The sequence below is a fragment of the Massilia sp. CFBP9012 genome, from assembly GCF_034045115.1.
Taxonomy (GTDB): Bacteria; Pseudomonadota; Gammaproteobacteria; order Burkholderiales; family Burkholderiaceae_D; genus Telluria.
This window is the reverse complement of record NZ_JAXCWM010000003.1, coordinates 18362-34877: the sequence shown is the minus strand read 5'-3', so window position 1 is coordinate 34877 and position 16516 is coordinate 18362. Positions and strand designations below refer to the sequence as shown.

Annotated in this window: 17 protein-coding genes and 1 tRNA gene; 11 read left to right on the top strand and 7 right to left on the bottom strand. The window is 64.0% G+C overall.

What is annotated here, in order from left to right:
• Window positions 1-4: 4 nt before the first annotated feature.
• A complete protein-coding gene (locus SOM61_RS05080; protein ID WP_320473097.1) occupies window positions 5-193 on the bottom strand; it encodes a cysteine-rich CWC family protein in 189 nt (62 codons plus the stop codon).
• 121 nt (window positions 194-314) lie between these two features.
• Here SOM61_RS05080 and argB point away from each other — a divergent pair, with 121 nt between their 5' ends.
• The 5 genes from argB (at window position 315) to pabB (ending at window position 4624) form a co-directional block, all read left to right on the top strand.
• Window positions 315-1244, top strand: a complete 930-nt coding sequence (argB, locus tag SOM61_RS05075) for an acetylglutamate kinase (RefSeq protein ID WP_320473096.1) — start codon at window positions 315-317, stop codon at window positions 1242-1244.
• Window positions 1245-1284: 40 nt separating this feature from the next.
• A tRNA-Thr gene (locus SOM61_RS05070) sits at window positions 1285-1359 on the top strand.
• Between the two features lie 104 nt (window positions 1360-1463).
• Window positions 1464-2210 (top strand): pyrimidine 5'-nucleotidase, encoded by a 747-nt coding sequence (locus SOM61_RS05065; RefSeq protein ID WP_320473095.1) that lies wholly within the window; start codon window positions 1464-1466, stop codon window positions 2208-2210.
• Window positions 2211-2217: 7 nt separating this feature from the next.
• Window positions 2218-2796, top strand: a complete 579-nt coding sequence (gene slmA, locus SOM61_RS05060; RefSeq protein WP_320473094.1) for a nucleoid occlusion factor SlmA — start codon at window positions 2218-2220, stop codon at window positions 2794-2796.
• 10 nt (window positions 2797-2806) lie between these two features.
• On the top strand, window positions 2807-4624 hold the full coding sequence (gene pabB, locus SOM61_RS05055; RefSeq protein WP_320473093.1) for an aminodeoxychorismate synthase component I: 1818 nt from the start codon (window positions 2807-2809) through the stop codon (window positions 4622-4624).
• A 206-nt stretch (window positions 4625-4830) separates the two neighbouring features.
• On the opposite strand, the gene SOM61_RS05050 is transcribed toward pabB, so the two are convergent.
• Window positions 4831-5442: an OmpW/AlkL family protein gene (locus SOM61_RS05050; RefSeq protein ID WP_147934944.1), complete on the bottom strand. Its 612-nt coding sequence runs from the start codon at window positions 5440-5442 to the stop codon at window positions 4831-4833.
• A gap of 173 nt (window positions 5443-5615) precedes the next feature.
• Here SOM61_RS05050 and SOM61_RS05045 point away from each other — a divergent pair, with 173 nt between their 5' ends.
• Window positions 5616-6053, top strand: a complete 438-nt coding sequence (locus SOM61_RS05045; RefSeq protein ID WP_320473092.1) for an acetyltransferase — start codon at window positions 5616-5618, stop codon at window positions 6051-6053.
• Between the two features lie 4 nt (window positions 6054-6057).
• On the opposite strand, the gene SOM61_RS05040 is transcribed toward SOM61_RS05045, so the two are convergent.
• Window positions 6058-6642: a glutathione peroxidase gene (locus tag SOM61_RS05040; protein ID WP_123068518.1), complete on the bottom strand. Its 585-nt coding sequence runs from the start codon at window positions 6640-6642 to the stop codon at window positions 6058-6060.
• A gap of 69 nt (window positions 6643-6711) precedes the next feature.
• A complete protein-coding gene (locus SOM61_RS05035; protein WP_320473091.1) occupies window positions 6712-7134 on the bottom strand; it encodes a CoA-binding protein in 423 nt (140 codons plus the stop codon).
• Window positions 7135-7245: 111 nt separating this feature from the next.
• Here SOM61_RS05035 and SOM61_RS05030 point away from each other — a divergent pair, with 111 nt between their 5' ends.
• A complete protein-coding gene (locus SOM61_RS05030) occupies window positions 7246-7872 on the top strand; it encodes a peptidoglycan recognition protein family protein (RefSeq protein ID WP_320473090.1) in 627 nt (208 codons plus the stop codon).
• 36 nt (window positions 7873-7908) lie between these two features.
• Here SOM61_RS05030 and SOM61_RS05025 read toward each other — a convergent pair whose 3' ends face one another.
• The 3 genes from SOM61_RS05025 to SOM61_RS05015 form a co-directional block, all read right to left on the bottom strand.
• On the bottom strand, window positions 7909-9603 hold the full coding sequence (locus SOM61_RS05025; RefSeq protein WP_320473089.1) for a serine hydrolase: 1695 nt from the start codon (window positions 9601-9603) through the stop codon (window positions 7909-7911).
• A gap of 80 nt (window positions 9604-9683) precedes the next feature.
• Window positions 9684-11714, bottom strand: coding sequence for a DUF4214 domain-containing protein (locus tag SOM61_RS05020; RefSeq protein ID WP_320473088.1), 2031 nt, complete (start codon window positions 11712-11714; stop codon window positions 9684-9686).
• Between the two features lie 89 nt (window positions 11715-11803).
• Complete coding sequence (locus tag SOM61_RS05015; protein WP_320473087.1) at window positions 11804-12772, bottom strand: IS1595 family transposase; 969 nt, start codon at window positions 12770-12772, stop codon at window positions 11804-11806.
• A 255-nt stretch (window positions 12773-13027) separates the two neighbouring features.
• On the opposite strand from SOM61_RS05015, the gene SOM61_RS05010 reads away from it, so the two are divergent.
• The 4 genes from SOM61_RS05010 to corA all read left to right on the top strand — a co-directional run bounded on the left by SOM61_RS05010 (window position 13028) and on the right by corA (window position 16490).
• Window positions 13028-13885, top strand: coding sequence for a TonB C-terminal domain-containing protein (locus SOM61_RS05010; protein WP_320473420.1), 858 nt, complete (start codon window positions 13028-13030; stop codon window positions 13883-13885).
• Window positions 13882-14697 (top strand): shikimate dehydrogenase, encoded by an 816-nt coding sequence (gene aroE / locus SOM61_RS05005; RefSeq protein ID WP_320473086.1) that lies wholly within the window; start codon window positions 13882-13884, stop codon window positions 14695-14697. Before SOM61_RS05010 ends, aroE begins: the two co-directional genes overlap by 4 nt.
• 2 nt (window positions 14698-14699) lie before the next feature.
• Window positions 14700-15416, top strand: a complete 717-nt coding sequence (gene mtgA, locus SOM61_RS05000) for a monofunctional biosynthetic peptidoglycan transglycosylase (RefSeq protein ID WP_320473085.1) — start codon at window positions 14700-14702, stop codon at window positions 15414-15416.
• A 108-nt stretch (window positions 15417-15524) separates the two neighbouring features.
• A complete protein-coding gene (gene corA / locus SOM61_RS04995; protein WP_123072015.1) occupies window positions 15525-16490 on the top strand; it encodes a magnesium/cobalt transporter CorA in 966 nt (321 codons plus the stop codon).
• The last annotated feature ends 26 nt before the right edge of the window (window positions 16491-16516 follow it).

Below are 16516 nucleotides of genomic sequence, written 5' to 3'. Positions count from 1 at the left end.
GGTGTCAGCCCACCTTAGCTGCTGGCATGGGATGCGCGGCAATATGGGCGCGCAGGCAGTCCGGACACCAGCAGCCGAGCGCCTCTTGCGGCACGGCGACCGCCGGCGGCAGGGCCGTGCACCAGCACGGCTCTCGTGCGCCATCCGTCATCGCGCATCCAAATTCGGCGCCGCAGCGCGTACAAATACTCATACCTGATAAAGTAACGATTGCTGCCATAAAATACAACAGGACGCCGCCCTTTCCCCGCAAGGTTTACGCTGCCTTTACGACATTGGCTGTAAAATCTCGCGACATTTATTTCGGACCCTCCATGAACGCTCAAGTGACCAGCCTGAACACCGACGACCAACCTGACGACTTGACCGCCGTTTCGACGGCGCTGAAAGCACAGATCCTGGCCGAAGCGCTTCCCTACATCCGCAACTTCCACGGCAAGACCATCGTCATCAAATACGGCGGCAATGCCATGACCGACGAACGCCTGAAACACGGCTTCGCGCGCGACGTCATCCTGCTCAAGCTGGTGGGCATGAACCCGGTCGTGGTCCACGGCGGCGGCCCGCAGATCGACAATGCGCTGAAGAAAATCGGCAAGCAGGGCACCTTCGTGCAAGGCATGCGCATCACCGACGAAGAAACCATGGAAGTGGTGGAGTGGGTGCTGGGCGGCGAAGTTCAGCAAGACATCGTGATGCTGATTAACCACTACGGTGGCCAGGCAGTCGGCCTGACCGGCAAGGACGGCGGCCTGATCCGCGCACGCCGCATGGCGATGCCCGACAAGGAAAAGCCGGGCGAGTTCCTCGACATCGGTTTCGTCGGCGAGATCGAAGCCATCAACCCTGCTGTCGTAAAAGCGCTGCAGGACGACGCCTTCATCCCGATCATCTCGCCGATCGGTTTTGGCCAGGACGGCCAGGCCTACAACATCAATGCCGACGTCGTCGCAGGCAAGATCGCGGAAATCCTGAAAGCCGAAAAGCTGATCATGATGACCAACATCGCCGGCGTGCAAGATAAAGCGGGCAATCTGGTGACCGACCTGTCGGCGCGCGAGATCGACGAGATGTTCGCGGACGGCACGATTTCGGGCGGCATGCTGCCGAAAATCTCGTCGGCGCTGGACGCCGCGAAGTCGGGCGTGAACACCGTGCACATCATCGATGGCCGCATCGAGCACTCTTTACTGCTGGAAGTCTTGACCGAACAGGCTTTTGGCACTATGATCCGGTCTCACTAAATTTTTTGTGGCGGCAACTGTCGCCACGGAAAACCAAGTTGCCCTTGTAGCTCAGTGGTAGAGCACTCCCTTGGTAAGGGAGAGGCCACGTGTTCAATCCACGTCAAGGGCACCATTTCTTCCTGCAGTACCCCTCCCCTCTGTTTTCACCCCGCTCCATGACGTTGTCATGCGCCGCTGGCATAATCGCGTGTTGCCATCACTGCGATTCGATTTTCCGTGTCCACCTCATCCCTCCAAGCACCGGTCTGGCTGTTCGACCTCGATAACACCCTGCACGACGCTTCGCACGCGATCTTCCCGGCGATCAGCGCCAATATGAACACGTATATCGCGCGCGTGCTGAGCATCGATGGCGTGGCGGCCACGCAAGAGATGGTCGACGCCGCGCGCCTGGGCTACTGGAAGCGCTACGGCGCCACCCTGCTCGGCATGATGCGCCACCACCAGGTATGCGCAAAAGATTTCCTGCACCAGACCCACGACATCGGCCCGCTCGACGCCCTGCTGCGCGCCGAGCGCGGCCTGGCGCGCCTGCTGCGTCGCCTGCCGGGTCGCAAGATCTTGCTGACCAATGCGCCGAACAGCTATTCGACCGAGATCGTGCGCCGCCTGAAGCTGCACAACCATTTTTCGAATCACGTGGCGATCGAGCACATGCACGTGCACGGGCAGTTGCGGCCGAAACCGTCGAAGCTGATGCTGCGCCGCCTGTTGCGCAAACACGGCATCGCGGCCCAGCGCTGCATCCTGGTCGAAGACACGCTGGCCAACCTGCGCACCGCGCGCCAGCTGGGCTTGCGTACCGTCTGGGTCACACAATACCTCCGGATGAGCGATCCAATTGGAAAAGCACCACTGCCAAGGACCCTGAAATGCCCCGGTTACGTCAATGTCAAAGTAAAATCCGTGCGGCAACTTCCGACGCGGCTCTCCGGGCTGCGCCGCTCCAATAACAACTCCTAGGGATCCCATGGCAAGCACGAAGCCAGGCCAGCGCAAGCTGCAAATCCTCCAGGCCCTGGCCTCGATGCTCGAGCAGCCCAAGGGCGAGAAAATCACGACCGCCGCGCTCGCGGCGCGCCTGTCGGTGTCCGAAGCGGCGCTGTACCGCCACTTCGCCAGCAAGGCGCAGATGTACGAGGGACTGATCGAGTTCATCGAATCGTCGGTGTTCGGCGTGATCAACCAGATCACCGAGAAAGAAGAAGGCGGCATCGAGCAGGCACACGCGATGCTGCAGATGCTGCTCGGCTTCGCGGCCAACAACCCGGGCATGACGCGGGTGCTGATCGGCGACGCGCTGGTCAATGAAGACGAGCGCCTTCAGCTCCGCATGAATCAGTTCTACGACAAGGTCGAACTGGCGTTCAAGGGCGCGCTGCGCCTGGCCGTCACGCAGGGACACGGCCAGGAAGCCGACGTCGCCGCGCGCGCCAGCCTGCTGGTGAACTACGTCACCGGCCGCTGGCACCGCTTCGCAAAGACCGGGTTCAAGCTCAATCCGATGGAGGGCACGTCGCTGCAGCTGTCCCTGCTGCTGGCGGCGTAAAATCCGCAGGATGGATACCGGCGAAGTCTTCGCGCTGCTGGACGATGCCCGCGCCACGCAGGAGGCCCGCTCGCGTCTGTACAGCGGGCATGCGGGCACGCTGAGGTGCGAGGACGCGGCCGGCTGGCCGCAACTGGTGGCGGCGCTGTCGCAGGCGCTGCAGGGCGGCCTGTACGCCGTGCCGCTGCTGAGCTATGAACTGGGGGCGCACCTGGAAGGCTTGCCGGCCCGGCCACTCGCCGGCCCGCTGGCGCAGGTGCTGCTGTTTACCCACTGCGAGTCCATGACGGGCGAGCAGGTGGCATCGTGGCTGGCAACGCGCAGCATGGACCTTGAGCCGGCCGGCGTCGCCGGCATGTCCGCGAATGTCGATCAAGCGCAGTTCACCGAGGCGATCGGCCGCATCCGCGACTACATCGCGGCCGGCGACACCTACCAGGTCAACTATACCTGGCGGCTGCGCTTCGACGCCTTCGGTCCGCTGCTCGCCTTGTACACGCGCCTGCGCGCGCGCCAGCCGGTGCCGTATGGCGCGCTGGTGACGCTGCCGGACGGCGGCGCCGTGCTGTCGTTCTCGCCCGAGCTGTTCGTGCGCCACGAAGCGGGCATGCTGGTGGCGCGGCCGATGAAGGGCACGGCGCCGGCCAGCGGAGACATCGAGGTCGACGCCGCGCGCGCGCAGGCGCTGGCGCAAGACACCAAGAACCGCGCCGAAAACCTGATGATCGTCGACCTGCTGCGCAACGACCTGGGTCGCGTGGCACAGACCGGCAGCGTCGAGGTGCCGGCCCTGTTCGAGGTACAGCGCTATGGCGCCGTGCTGCAGATGACGTCGACCGTGCAGGCACGCCTGCGCTTTGACGCGGGCCTGGAAGAGATCTTCAAGGCCTTGTACCCCTGCGGCTCGATCACCGGCGCCCCGAAGCGGCGCACGATGGAGATCATCCACGAACTCGAACCCGATGCGCGCGGCATCTATACCGGCGCGATCGGCTGGTTCGATCCGGCGGCGCCTGGCCGCGCCTACGGCGATTTCTGCCTGTCGGTGCCGATCCGGACGCTGGCGCTCGGCGCACCCAGGGAGGGTATCCGGCGCGGCGAACTGGGCGTGGGCGCCGGCATCGTCTACGACAGCGATGCGCAATCCGAATACGCCGAGTGCCAGCTGAAGGCGCGTTTTCTCACGGGCCTGCACAACGAGTTCACCATCTTCGAGACCATCCGCGCCTCGCGCGAGCATGGCTGCCGGCACCTGGAACAGCATCTCGACCGCATGGAAGCATCGTGCGCCTACTTCGGCTTTACTTTCGACCGCGGCGCGGCGCATGTGGCGCTGCTGGAAGCCAGCCAGGCCCTGCCCTCCGATGCGCTGCACCGCCTGCGCCTGGCGGTGGACCATGCCGGCGCGCTGACGCTCACGTCGGGCGAGCTGGCTCCCTTGCACGAACCCGTGACCTTGCTGCTGGCCCAGGAGCCGACGCACAGCGGCGACGTCTTCCTGCGCCACAAGACGAGCATCCGCGGCCGCTACGACGCGGCGTGGAAGGCGGCCGAGGCGCAAGGCGCCTTCGATATGCTGTTCTTCAACGAGCGTGACGAGTTGACGGAAGGAGGACGCAGCAGCGTGTTCCTGCGCTTCGGCGAGGAATGGCTCACGCCGCCGCTGTTGGCCGGCGTGCTGCCGGGTGTGATGCGCGGCGTGATGCTGGCCGCGCCCGCGTGGCATGCGCGCGAAGCCGTGATCTCGCGCGCGATGCTGGCGCAGGCCGACGACATCGTCGTCTGCAATGCCCTGCGCGGACCGCTGCGCGCGGTGCTCGCAGCGTAACGCAGCAGATTCGCCGCGCTGAATATAAGGCGTGGGTCGCGCCCCGCCCGTTCCCATATTCGATACTTTTGCTGGAAGCTCGCCCATGGAAGACGGGCAGGACGCGATCACGCGCAAGAGGTGGAGAGGCTCATACTGCTTGACGGCATATGCATGGTCCTCTGTCGCGCCGGCCCGCGAGTCGCGAACCGGCGTGAGCTTAAAACTTAGAAACGGTAGCCGACACCCAGGCCGAACAGCACCGGATCGACCTTCAGGTGGCTGGCCTTGGCGCCGCCGACGTACACGTCGCTGCGCAGGTTGACCTTCTTGACGTCGGCATTGATCGACCAGTGTTCGTTCAGGCGGAAGTCGACGCCGGCCTGCAGCGACAGGCCCCAGCTATCGTTTTCCAGGTCGCCGGCGCCGTCGAGCAGCTTGACGCTCGACATGCGGGTGTAGTTCACGCCGGCGCCGATATAAGGGCTGATAGCCGCGCCGGGGGTGAAGTGGTATTGCAGGTTCAGGGTCGGCGGCAGATGCTTGAAGGTGCCGATCTCGGCGCCGTCCAGGCGGGCCTTGTGCTTCTGTGGATAAGTCAGGATCAGTTCGGCCGCGATGTGCGGGGTGAAGAAATAGCTGATGTCCAGTTCGGGAATGGTCTTGCTGCTCACCTCGAGGCGGTCCGCCGCGCCGACGCCGCCGACGGGCGTCGATTTGTTGTCCGGGTCGACGTGCACGGCGCGGGCGCGCACCAGCCATGGGGATTCCTGGGCCATCGCTTGCGAAGCGGTCACGGCAATCAGGGCCACCAGCACGGTTTTCATCGTCGTTTTCATCTTTTTCTTACCTTTCTTCGTTTTATGTCATCTGCGACGAAGGTAAGCTTATTGATGTGTGGAAAAACAAACTATGATGTACATCAAAATGACCATGCTATTAGTGTGGTTTATAAAACACCTATCTCCTAGGGTATATCTCTGAGACGAAAGAATCATTCGGAAGGAAAGCCATGCAAAGCATCACCATCGCCGCCAACGACGACCTCCCGCGCCTGTTCGACATCTGGGAAGCGTCCGTGAAGGCGACCCACGACTTCCTGCATCCGGACGATTTCCTGCTACTGGTGCCGATCGTGGAGCGCACCTTGCGCGAGTTCACGCCGCTGCACTGCGTGCGCGACGAGGCCGGCCAGCCTTGCGCCTTCATCGGCGTAAGCGAAGGAATGATCGAGATGCTGTTCGTGGATCCGCGCCACCGCGGCCAGGGCGCCGGACGGGCCCTGGTGGAATTCGCGATCGCGCAGCTAGGCGCCACGCAGGTGGACGTCAATGAGCAGAACCTGCAAGCGCTCGGCTTCTACGAGCGTATGGGCTTCGCAGTAGCAGGAAGATCCGAGCAGGACCCGTTCGGCAAGCCCTACCCGATCCTGCACCTCGCACTGCGTTAGACGATTACAGTGCCGCTTCGATCTTCCCGGTTAGCTGCGGATCTTCCGGCGTGACCTTGCTCGGGAAGTAGTCAAGCACCTTGCCGTCACGGCCGATCAGGTATTTGGTAAAGTTCCACTTCGGTTCCTGGCCGGTGGCCTTGATCAGCTGCGCATGCAGCGGATTGGCTTGCGGGCCCTTCACCGAGCTCTTGGCAAACATCGGGAACTTGACGCCATAGGTGTTGAAGCACAGGTCGGCGATTTCCTTGGCGCTGCCCGGTTCCTGCTGGCCGAAGTCGTTCGACGGGAAGCCCAGGATCACCAGGCCGCGGCCGCCGTACTTGGCGTAGATTTTTTCCAGGCCTTCGTACTGCTTGGTGAAGCCGCAGTAGCTGGCCGTGTTCACCACCAGCACCACCTTGCCGGCGTACTGGCAAAGGTCTTGCGGCGCTTCGTCCTGCAGGCGCTTGAAGCTGTGCTTGAGCACGGCCGGGCAGGCGGCCGGACTCTTGGTCAGGGCGGCGACCGGCGCGGCCTGGGCGCGTGCCGGTTGGGTGACACTGACAGCGGCCGTGGCGGCGAGCAGCAGGGCGATGGTCTTGATCATGGCGTGGTATTGACGACGGTTAAGGTGCGTCGATTGTAGCGCAAGCCAAGCCGCCGTAGACCGCGCCGATTACCCTGCCAGGCCGCGGTGCTCGATCTTGATGCAGTGGTTCATGACCACGTCGAGCCCGGCGGCGCGCGCCAGGTCGGCGGCGGCCTGGTTCTCGATGTCGAGCTGCATCCACAGGCAGCCGGCGCGCACGGCGATCGCGTCGCGCGCGATCGGCCCGATGTCCTCGGATTTGCGGAAGCAGTCGACGATGTCGATGCGCTGGCCGCTGCTGGCCAGGGCGTCGGCGGCCTCTTGCAAGGTCGCGTACACGGTCTCGCCGTGGATGGTCTGGCCGGCATAGCTGGGGTTGACCGGCAAGATGCGGTAACCGTTGTGCTGCAAGTAGGCGCCCACTTCGTTGCTGGCGCGGTCTTCTTTATTCGACATGCCGACGATGGCGATGGTCTTGCTGTCGCGGAGGATTTGGGCAATGGTTCTCATGCTGTCTCAGGACGTTGTTATCGTTGGAGCCAGCTTATCAGGTTTGCATGCTCTGGCGTTGCACGGTCAAACGTGGAAAGATGGCGGCTCATCCATCCTGAATATGTGCCCATGAACCTAGCACCTGTTTCTCGTCTCGGCGCCTTGCTTGCACTGGCCCTCTCGATAGGCAGCGCACACGGCGCCGAATCCCTGCCTGACGTCGAACGCGCCATCGTACCGGTCGCCGCCTGGGGCGGCACGCCGTCCATTGATGCGAAGGCGCGCCGCCACCGCATCACCCACATCACGCTGCACCACCAGGGCGAGCCGTTCAAGCCGGGGACCGATCCGCAAGCCTACCTGCGCCGCCTGCAGACCTGGTCGCGCGCCGAGAAGGGCTGGCTCGACATCCCCTACCACTACGTGATCGACCTTGACGGCCGCATCTACGGCGCGCGCGACATCGCCTATGCCGGCGACACCAATACCGAATACGATCCGAAGGGACATGCGCTGATCGAAGTGGTCGGCAATTTCGAGGAGGTCGAGCCGAACCAGCAGCAGCTCGATGCGGTGGTGAGCCTGATGGCCATGCTGGCCGCGAAGCACCAGGTCTCGCTCGACGACATCCAGAGCCACCGCGATTATTCGGACAAGACCGTGTGCCCGGGCGAGAACCTGTACCGCTACGTGAAAGACGATTATTTCAGGCACAAGGTGGCCTTGCGCCTGGCGCAGGAGCAGGCCGCGAAGTGAATCGCGGCCTGCTCATTGAGTACTCTCAGTTAGCGCTTACTGCAGCCGCGTGCCCCGCGTGGCCTGGCCGTTCTGGTGCAACACGGCCACCGGTGCGCCATCGGCGGCTTGCTCGAATCGAAGTTCGGCATTCACGTCGCGCGAGAAGAACACGTCCTGGCTGGCCGGGAAGATCTCGATCTTCCGCTGTCCGGTCGCCTGCGCATAATAACGTTCACCCTCGCGGCTCACCGTGATCGTGAACTGCGGCGCAAGCTGGTAGGCGCCGGCGCGCGCATCGAAGCCGGCGTTGTCGATCTTGACCGCCTCGCGTTCTGCCGGCGCATCGCCAACGCGTTCGTTGCGTGTCCGCTCGCCCGCGTTGTCGACCGTGACGTGGGTGACCTTGCCTTGCGCATCCCGTTCGAACTCGAAGCGCGCCAGCGTACCCGGGAAGAAGAAGCCGTACTTCGAATAAGGCGTCAGCGCGGCCGGGGACCGGTCGCCGCGCGCCATCATGAGCTTGCCGTCGCGGCTGGTGAAGGTGCGCTTTTCCTTGCCGTCACGCTGTTCATTGCCGATATCGTAGACGCCCGTGAATGCATCGAGGGCCCTGGCATCGAGCTTGAATTCCTTCGGCTCCATGAACGGCTTGCCGATCGCCAGCGCCGCCGCCTTCTTGGCCAGCACCTCGGGATTGGCATTGCCGCTGTCGGCATTGCTCAGCACCGCCACGAACACCTTCTGCTCCGGCAGCCGCAGCGCATGGGTGCGGAAACCATTGATGCCACCGCCATGATCGACCATCGGCGTGCCTTGCAGCGTGCCGACGCCCCAGCCGTAACCATAATCGGTCGACTTCTCGGGACTCAGCTTGTACGAGGTGAAGGCCATCTTCCAGCTCGCGGGCTTGAGCAGCTTGCCGGAGGCGATGGCGGCATCCCATTTCGCCAGGTCGTCCACGGTCGACACCAGCGCGCCGGCCGCGTACGGCTGGCTCATGGACAAGGGCTGCGCCGGTGCGAACCCCTTCTCTTGCGCGCTGTAGCCAACCGCGCGCGGCGCGCTCGAACGCTCGACGCCTTCATACGCGGTGTCCTTCATGCCCAGCGGCGTAAAGATGCGCTGCTCGAGGAAGCTGGCGTAGCTCGTGCCCGACACCCGCTCGATGATCGCGCCAAGCAGGAAGTAGCCGCTATTGTTGTAGCGGAACTGGGTGCCAGGTTCGAACTCGAGCGGGTCGTTCCTGAAGCCGTCGATCATCTGGGCGACGGTCAGGTCTTTCGCCATCGTCGACACATAGCCCGACTTGCCGGTATAGCTGACAATGCCCGAGGTATGGGTCAGCAGGTGCTCGACGGTGATGACCTTGCCCTGGGTCGGGTAGTCGGGAAAAAACCGCGTGATGGGATCGTTCAGGGCCAGCTTGCCCTCCTCGGCCAGCATCAGGATCGCCACCGCCGTGAACTGCTTGGTGATCGAACCGAGGCGCAGCACGGTGCCGGGTGTCAGCGGCGTCTTCGCCGCCACGTCGGCAGCGCCATAGGCCTTCCTGAACACCGTCTTGCCGTTTTTGACCACGATGACCGTAGCGCCCGGGTCGTCCGCCTTGTACTGGGGCTTGAACAGCGCGTCGAGCCTGGCGGCCAGCGGCTGCGCTGCAGCAGCCTTGGTGGCCGGCTGCTGCGCTTGCGCGAGCACGGGATTCGACAGCAGGATGACGGCAACAGCGACGGCGGAGAGTTTCAGCATGACGGCTACCCTTCTTGACGAGTTGTGATTCTGCTACTGTAACCTCACTGGACCGACTGCGGCCGGCTTAGGTGAAAAATTCAGCCGACGTACGGCGTGTAGGCGATGCCGTGTCCGATGGTGACGATCAGCGCGTCCTGGTTCTCCGGCGATTCGCTGAAGCTCTCCAGCACCTGGGCGCGCGATAATCCGTCCTTCTCCATCGCCGCGATCCAGTAGTCGCGCCCGGCGGCATCGGATGCGCGGTGCAGCACATGCTGGTACATCTTGTCGACCAGCTGGGCGTTATCCGGGTTCGCGCCGAACACGGTCTTGAATTCCAGCGAGTCGACGAAGTGCCGCGCCACCTGGTCCAGCGCCATCCCGGCCGACATGCGAGAGATCCAGTAGCCCAGGCCTTCCAGGTCGGGCTTGCGGTCGAAGGCCGCCTGGTAGATGCGGTAGGCGCGCGCCGCGATGCCGTCGGTGTCGAAGGTGACGTCGGCATCGGCGAATTGCAGGTGTTCGATGTCGTGCAGGTAGCTGACGCTTCCGTCCTTGGCCTTGACCTCGTGGCGCCAGGTGGCCTTGTTGAGGGTGTAGTCCTTCACCGAGCCGGCGAAGCGGCCGATGTCGAAGCCGGCGTCGCCGTACAGTGTGTCGCCGCCGCCGGCGCCATCGAGGATGTCGTTGCCATCGCCGCCGCGCAGGACATTGCTCCCCGCCGTGCCGCGGATCAGGTTATCCAGCGCGTTGCCGGTGGCGTTGCGCGCCAGGCCGGTCAGCTGCAGGTTTTCCACGTGATCGGGAAGCGTGTAGTTGTCGAGCGACGTGATGACCGTATCGGTTCCCTGCCCTGCATATTCGACGACGATATCGCCGCGATGGTTCACCTCATAGGTGTCGTTGCCCAGGGCGCCGGTCAGCGTGTCGGCGCCGCTGCTGCCGACGTGGCGTCCGTCGATGGCAACGGTGGTGAACTCGGGACGCGGCGCCACGAAGGTGTGGAATACGGGGTGCAGCGTCGGCAGGTCTTCCATCTTCGCACCCATATAGGCCACCATGGAGCCATCGGCCGAGATGTCGGCCGATGAGTAGCCGATGAGGTCGACCTCCGGCGCGCGGGTGACCAGGCCTACGCCGCCGGTCTGCACGTCTTTCACGTAGAGGTTGGCCATATAGGGCTGAACACCGTCGAGGTCCATGTCGGCACTGGTCTCCAGCGTCACGTAGCGGCCATCGGCCGAGATGCTGTACATCGTGGCGTAGTTGAGCGGCCGGCCGGCGGCATCCTCGGATACGCGCACGATCGCGCCCGTGACCAGGTCCTTGACGTAGACGGCGGAAATAGTGGTGGCGCCATCGGGCACCAGGTTGGTCGCGTTCGATTCAAAGGCCACGTAGCGACCGTTGGCCGACAGCGCCGACCTGAAGATATAGCCATCGCCGATGACACCGGCGGTATTCGATTGCACGGCCACGGTCTTGCCGGTCAGCATATCGTGGACGAAGTGGTCGGTCCGCTCGTTGGTATCGTTGGGAATGACGTTCGACGCATAGCTCTCGAACATGACCATGCGGCCATCGTTCGACACGCTCCAGGCATGAGGCTTGCCCTCGTTCAGGGTCTTGTTCAACGCATCGATGGTGCGCGTTTCGCCGGTTAGCCGGTCGCGCAATTGCAGGGTGCCGAAATACGCCCCTGGAAGCGCTTCGGTATCGGCCAGAATATAGCGGCCATTGCTGGAAACGGCCCCAACGTACGGAGTCGGGTCTCCCGCCGCGCCCGTGCCCAGCGGCGGCGCGAGCGAGGTCTGGCCGGTCACGAGATTCGTCGCGTACGCGGTATAGACGGCAGCCTCGTCCCTGGCCTCGAAGAACACCTGGCCCGTTTCCCAGTTGGCGCCGAGGAAGTGCGGATATTCATTGCCGCCGCCCGCGGGTGGGCGCATCGGCACCACGCTGCCATCGGCGAGGTCGAGCACGACCATGCCCTTGGTGTAGTCGCTGCCGCCGATAAATTCCGTGGCGCCCTCGACCCAGACCACCAGCCAGCGGCCATCGGGCGACAGGTAGGGCCGCGTGGCGTATTGGGGAACGGTCAGGACATGGGTGAGCGAGGTGATCGCCATAGGAAAAAGCTCGGCTGAATGAAAGGACGTAAATATACCAAACAGACAAGCTTAATTTTCATTTACCAATAAAAAAGGCGCTGTACCCATTAGCTGTTGATGGCCCCGAATGCGATGCGAAGCAATTGCTCGACGGATGTAACCCTCCCGCCATCGAGCGCCCAATGCCAGCCCAGATAGTTGGGCAGGCGGCGCGATGCCACACCATGGAAGCGCGCCAGCCAGTCCTTGAAGCGGCGGTGGTAGGCGTTCACGTTTTGCACATGGATGGCCCCTTCGGCGCCGTTGCGGACGCGTTCGCCGGCGCTGAGGTTGACGGCCTGGTGCGCGACGCCATGGGCACGGGCGAAGGCGGGATAGGCGGCGTTGGCGTCGGTGACCAGCAGCGCCTGGGGATCGAGTTTCGGCAGCAGGTGCCTGACCAGTTGGGTCACTTTCAAGGCGCCGCGGCCGGTCACGGCGTCGATGGTCTGGCCACTGCGGTCGCGCGCCACCAGGATGCAGTCTAAATGGTGCGAAATCCCGCGCAGCGCGGCCCTGCCACCGCGCTTGCGCGGCTTGCGATCGAGCTTGCGTGCCCCTTTCTGTGATTCGAGCAGGAACATCTCGTCGGCCTCGACGATGCCGACCAGGCGCTCGGGCCGGTCGTTCTTGACCCGGTCGAGAAAGCGGTGACGCCAGCGAAACGTGGTGTTGGGATGCACCCCGACACGCTTGGCCGCAGCGCGGACAGTGCGGGAATCGAGCACCGTGTCCAGGTAATCGAGCCACTTGCCCTTGTGCCTCAATCGCGCCAGCGGTGTGCCGGTCAGATCATTGAAGGTGCGGCCGCACGTGCAACAGCGAAAGCGTTGCAAGTCGTTAGCGTGACCGTGCCGGTGGCAACGCTCGCAGCCGCAATCGGGGCAGCAGCGCCCCTTTGACCGGATATCGCCGATGAGGGCGACCACCCGGTCGAGCCCGGCTGCCGGATGCAGGGCGGCGAGCACCCGCTGACGCTGCGGCTGGTTCAGCAGCGATAGCTGGGCGAACAGCTTCTCGAACTTCGGCGCTTTCATTGAGCGCTCCCGATCGATGGCGGCAGGGATTGGACCGCGGGTCAGCTCAGCAGTTCAATGCTCATCCATATTTAACGAGTACAGCGCCAAGTCTTTAGTCACTAAGCGTTATCGAACCGACCACGTTCCGGGTCCTTCACGTTTTCAACCTCCCTCAACCGTTCCTGCCGGGTTAGAATTGGTCAATTCTCTGATTCAATTGCCTCACCAGGCCACCCGTAGCGCGTGAAGTCTTTCCTCCAAAACCGTCCCCTGATGATCGCCCTGGCCGTATCGGTGGCAGCCCACGCGGGCCTGCTGGCGCTGCGGTTCGCCGCGCCGGAGGCTTTCCGCCACCAGCCGGCCGATCCCGGACTGGAAGTGGTGCTGGTCAATGCCAAGCACGACCGGGCGCCAGCCAAGGCCGACGCGCTGGCCCAGGCCAACCTGGATGGCGGCGGCACGGCCGAGGCCGGCCGGGCCAAGTCGCCGCTGCCCGACCTGCGCAAGGTCGAGGATGGCGACAGCATCAAGGCCCTGCAGCGCCGCATCGCCGAACTCGAGCGGCTGCAGCAGAACGTGCTGACGCGGGCTCGCGGCGGCGGCAATTTCACCGCGCCGCCGGTCACCGAGCGCGAAAAGCCCGATCCGACCCACACCGGCAACGACAATATCGACACCACGCGCGCCATCTCGCGCACCAGCGCCGAGATCTTCGAGCGCATCGAGGAAGAAAACCGCCGCCCCAAGCGCACGCAGATCACGCCCAGCACGCGCCAGGTCGGCTACGCGCTGTACTACAAGACGATGCAAAAGCGCATCGAGGAAGTCGGCACGCTGAATTTCCCGCAGCAGGCGGGTCGCAAGCTGTATGGCGACCTGGTGGTCTATATCCCCGTGTTCCAGGACGGCACCCTGTACCTGGGCGATGGCGGCCCGCGCATCGAGCGCAGCTCGGGCAACCCGGCCCTCGACAAGGCCGCGCTCGAGATCGTGCGCCGCTCGGCCCCGTTCGGCGCCTTCCCGGCCAATATGCGTACCGAAGGCAAGGACGACCTGTGGGAAGTGTTCACCCGTTTCCGTTTCACCCGTGAGGACAAGATGCAGGCAACCCTTGGAGAAGCCGCCAAATGAGCGACCGCTATTGCGTCATCGGCAATCCGATCGCCCACAGCAAATCCCCGCAGATCCACGCCGCCTACGCGCTGCAGACCGGCCAGGACCTGACATATGAACGCTGCCTGGCGCCGCCCGACGGCTTCGAGGCCACCGTGCGGCGCCTGGTCGCCGAAGGTTATCGGGGCGCCAACGTCACGCTGCCGTTCAAGCTCGACGCGGCGCGGCTGGCGACCCGGCTGGCGCCGCGCGCCCAGGCCGCCGGCGCCGTCAACACCCTGATTTTCGACCAGGGCGAGATCGTCGGCGACAACACCGATGGCCCCGGCCTGGTGGCCGACATCGTGCGCAATGCCGGCGTGCCGCTGGCCGATAAACGCATTCTGATGCTGGGCGCCGGCGGCGCCGCGCGCGGTGCGCTGCTGCCGCTGCTGATGGAGAACCCGCGCCAGATCGTCATCGCCAACCGCACCTTGGCGACCGCCGAACGGCTGGCGGCCGATTTCGCGGCGCATGCGGACCGGCTGGCGGTGAGCGGTTTCGCCGACGTGGAAGGCAGCTTTGACGTCGTCATCAACGCCACCTCGGCCAGCCTGGCGGCCGACGTGCCGCCCGTGCCGGCAACGGTATTCGGCCCCGGCGTGCTGGCGCTGGACATGATGTATGCGAAGGAACCGACCGTGTTCATGGCATTCGCCGCGAGTCATGGCGCTAACGTGCGCGATGGCCTGGGCATGCTGGTCGAGCAGGCGGCCGAAGCCTTCCTGCTATGGCGCGGCGTGCGGCCGGAGACGGACGCCGTGCTGGCCGCGATGCGCCAGGCAGGCTGACCATGGCCAAGTCGCGCAAGGCCGCGCCGATCGGGCGCCGCTGGATCAAGTGGATCTTCCTGGCCCCGCTGATGCTGGTGCTGCTGGTCCAGCTGTATTTCTTTGCGATGGTGTGCTGGTATTCCCAGTTCAATCCCGGCTCGACCAGTTTCATGCGCGAGCAGCTGTCCCAGCTGCGTGAAAAGAATCCGAACGCGACCCTCAAGCACCAGTGGGTGCCGTACGAGCGCATCTCGCGCAACCTCAAGCGCGCGGTGGTGGCCTCGGAAGACGCAAACTTCAGCGTCCACGGCGGCGTCGACTGGGAAGCGATCGAACGCGCCTATGAGCGCAACAACCGGCGCAGCAAGGTGGTCGGCGGCGGCTCGACCATCACCCAGCAGCTGGCCAAGAACCTGTTCCTGTCCGGCTCGCGCAGCTATGTGCGCAAGGGGCAGGAAATGGTGATCACCTTCATGCTCGAGACAGTGATGAGCAAGGAACGCATCCTCGAGCTCTACCTGAACGTGGTCGAATTCGGCCGCGGCGTGTTCGGCGCCGAGGCGGCGGCGCGCTACTACTATAAAACGTCGGCGGCCAACCTGAACCAGGCTCAGGCGGCCCGGCTGGCGGTGATGCTGCCCAATCCGCGCTACTACGACAAGCACCGCTCGACCAATTACCTGGAGCGGCGCACCAACGCCATCCTGCGCCAGATGCGTTTCGCCGAGGTGCCCTGACGCGAAATTCTCGTTACTGAGTTGGCTCAGTGCACGGCGAACGGTTACACTTGCGCTACTTTCCGACCCGGCCAAAGATTTGCAAGAACAGCGAACGAGACCCAGCGCATGATCAACGTATTTGTCCTACAGAATGGCCGCCTGAACCAGGCAACGATCGCTTCCCGGGAAGACCTGGAGAACGTCGCGCCGGTCTGGGTCGACCTGACCGATCCGGACGAAGAAGAGCGCACCTGGGTCAAGTCCAAGTATGGCGTCACCCTGCCGGGGGAGGACGAGGTGCAGGACATCGAAGCCTCGGCGCGCTACTACGAGGCCGAAAACGGCGACCTGCACCTGCGCACCGACTTTTTGCTCGAAGAAGAAGACGGGCCGTCGCGGGTGGTGACGGTGGCCTTCATCCTGTCCGGCAAAATCCTGTTCTCGGTCCATAACGACGACTTGCCCGTGTTCCGCCTGGTGCGCATGCGCGCGCGTTCGCGGCCCGGCTCGATCGAAGACTATATGGACGTGCTGCTCGACCTGTACGCGACCGACGCCGAGTACTCGGCCGACGCGCTGGAAGGCATCTACGAAAGCCTCGAAGAAGTCTCGACCCGCGTGCTGCAGAAGGAATTCACCGACAATGACGCGGCCGCCGCGCTGAACGCCATCGCGCACGAGGAAGACTTGAACGGCCGCATCCGCCGCAATATGATGGACACGCGGCGTGCGGTCAGCTTCCTGATGCGCGGCCGGCTGCTCAACTCCGACCAGTTCGAGGAAGCGCGCCAGATCCTGCGCGACATCGAGTCGCTCGACGGCCACACGTCCTTCCTGTTCGACAAGGTGAACTTCCTGATGGACGCCACCGTCGGCTTCATCAACATCAACCAGAACAAGATCATCAAGATCTTCTCGGTGGCCTCGGTCGCCTTCCTGCCGCCGACCCTGATCGCCAGCCTGTACGGCATGAACTTCGCCCTGATGCCGGAGCTGAACTGGCGCTTCGGCTATCCGTTCGCGATCGCCCTGATGGCGGCCAGCGCGGTGGCGCCGTTGTTGTACTTCCGTCGGCGCGGGTGGTTGAAGTAACGTTCACCTGGGCTCAGGTTCGCAGA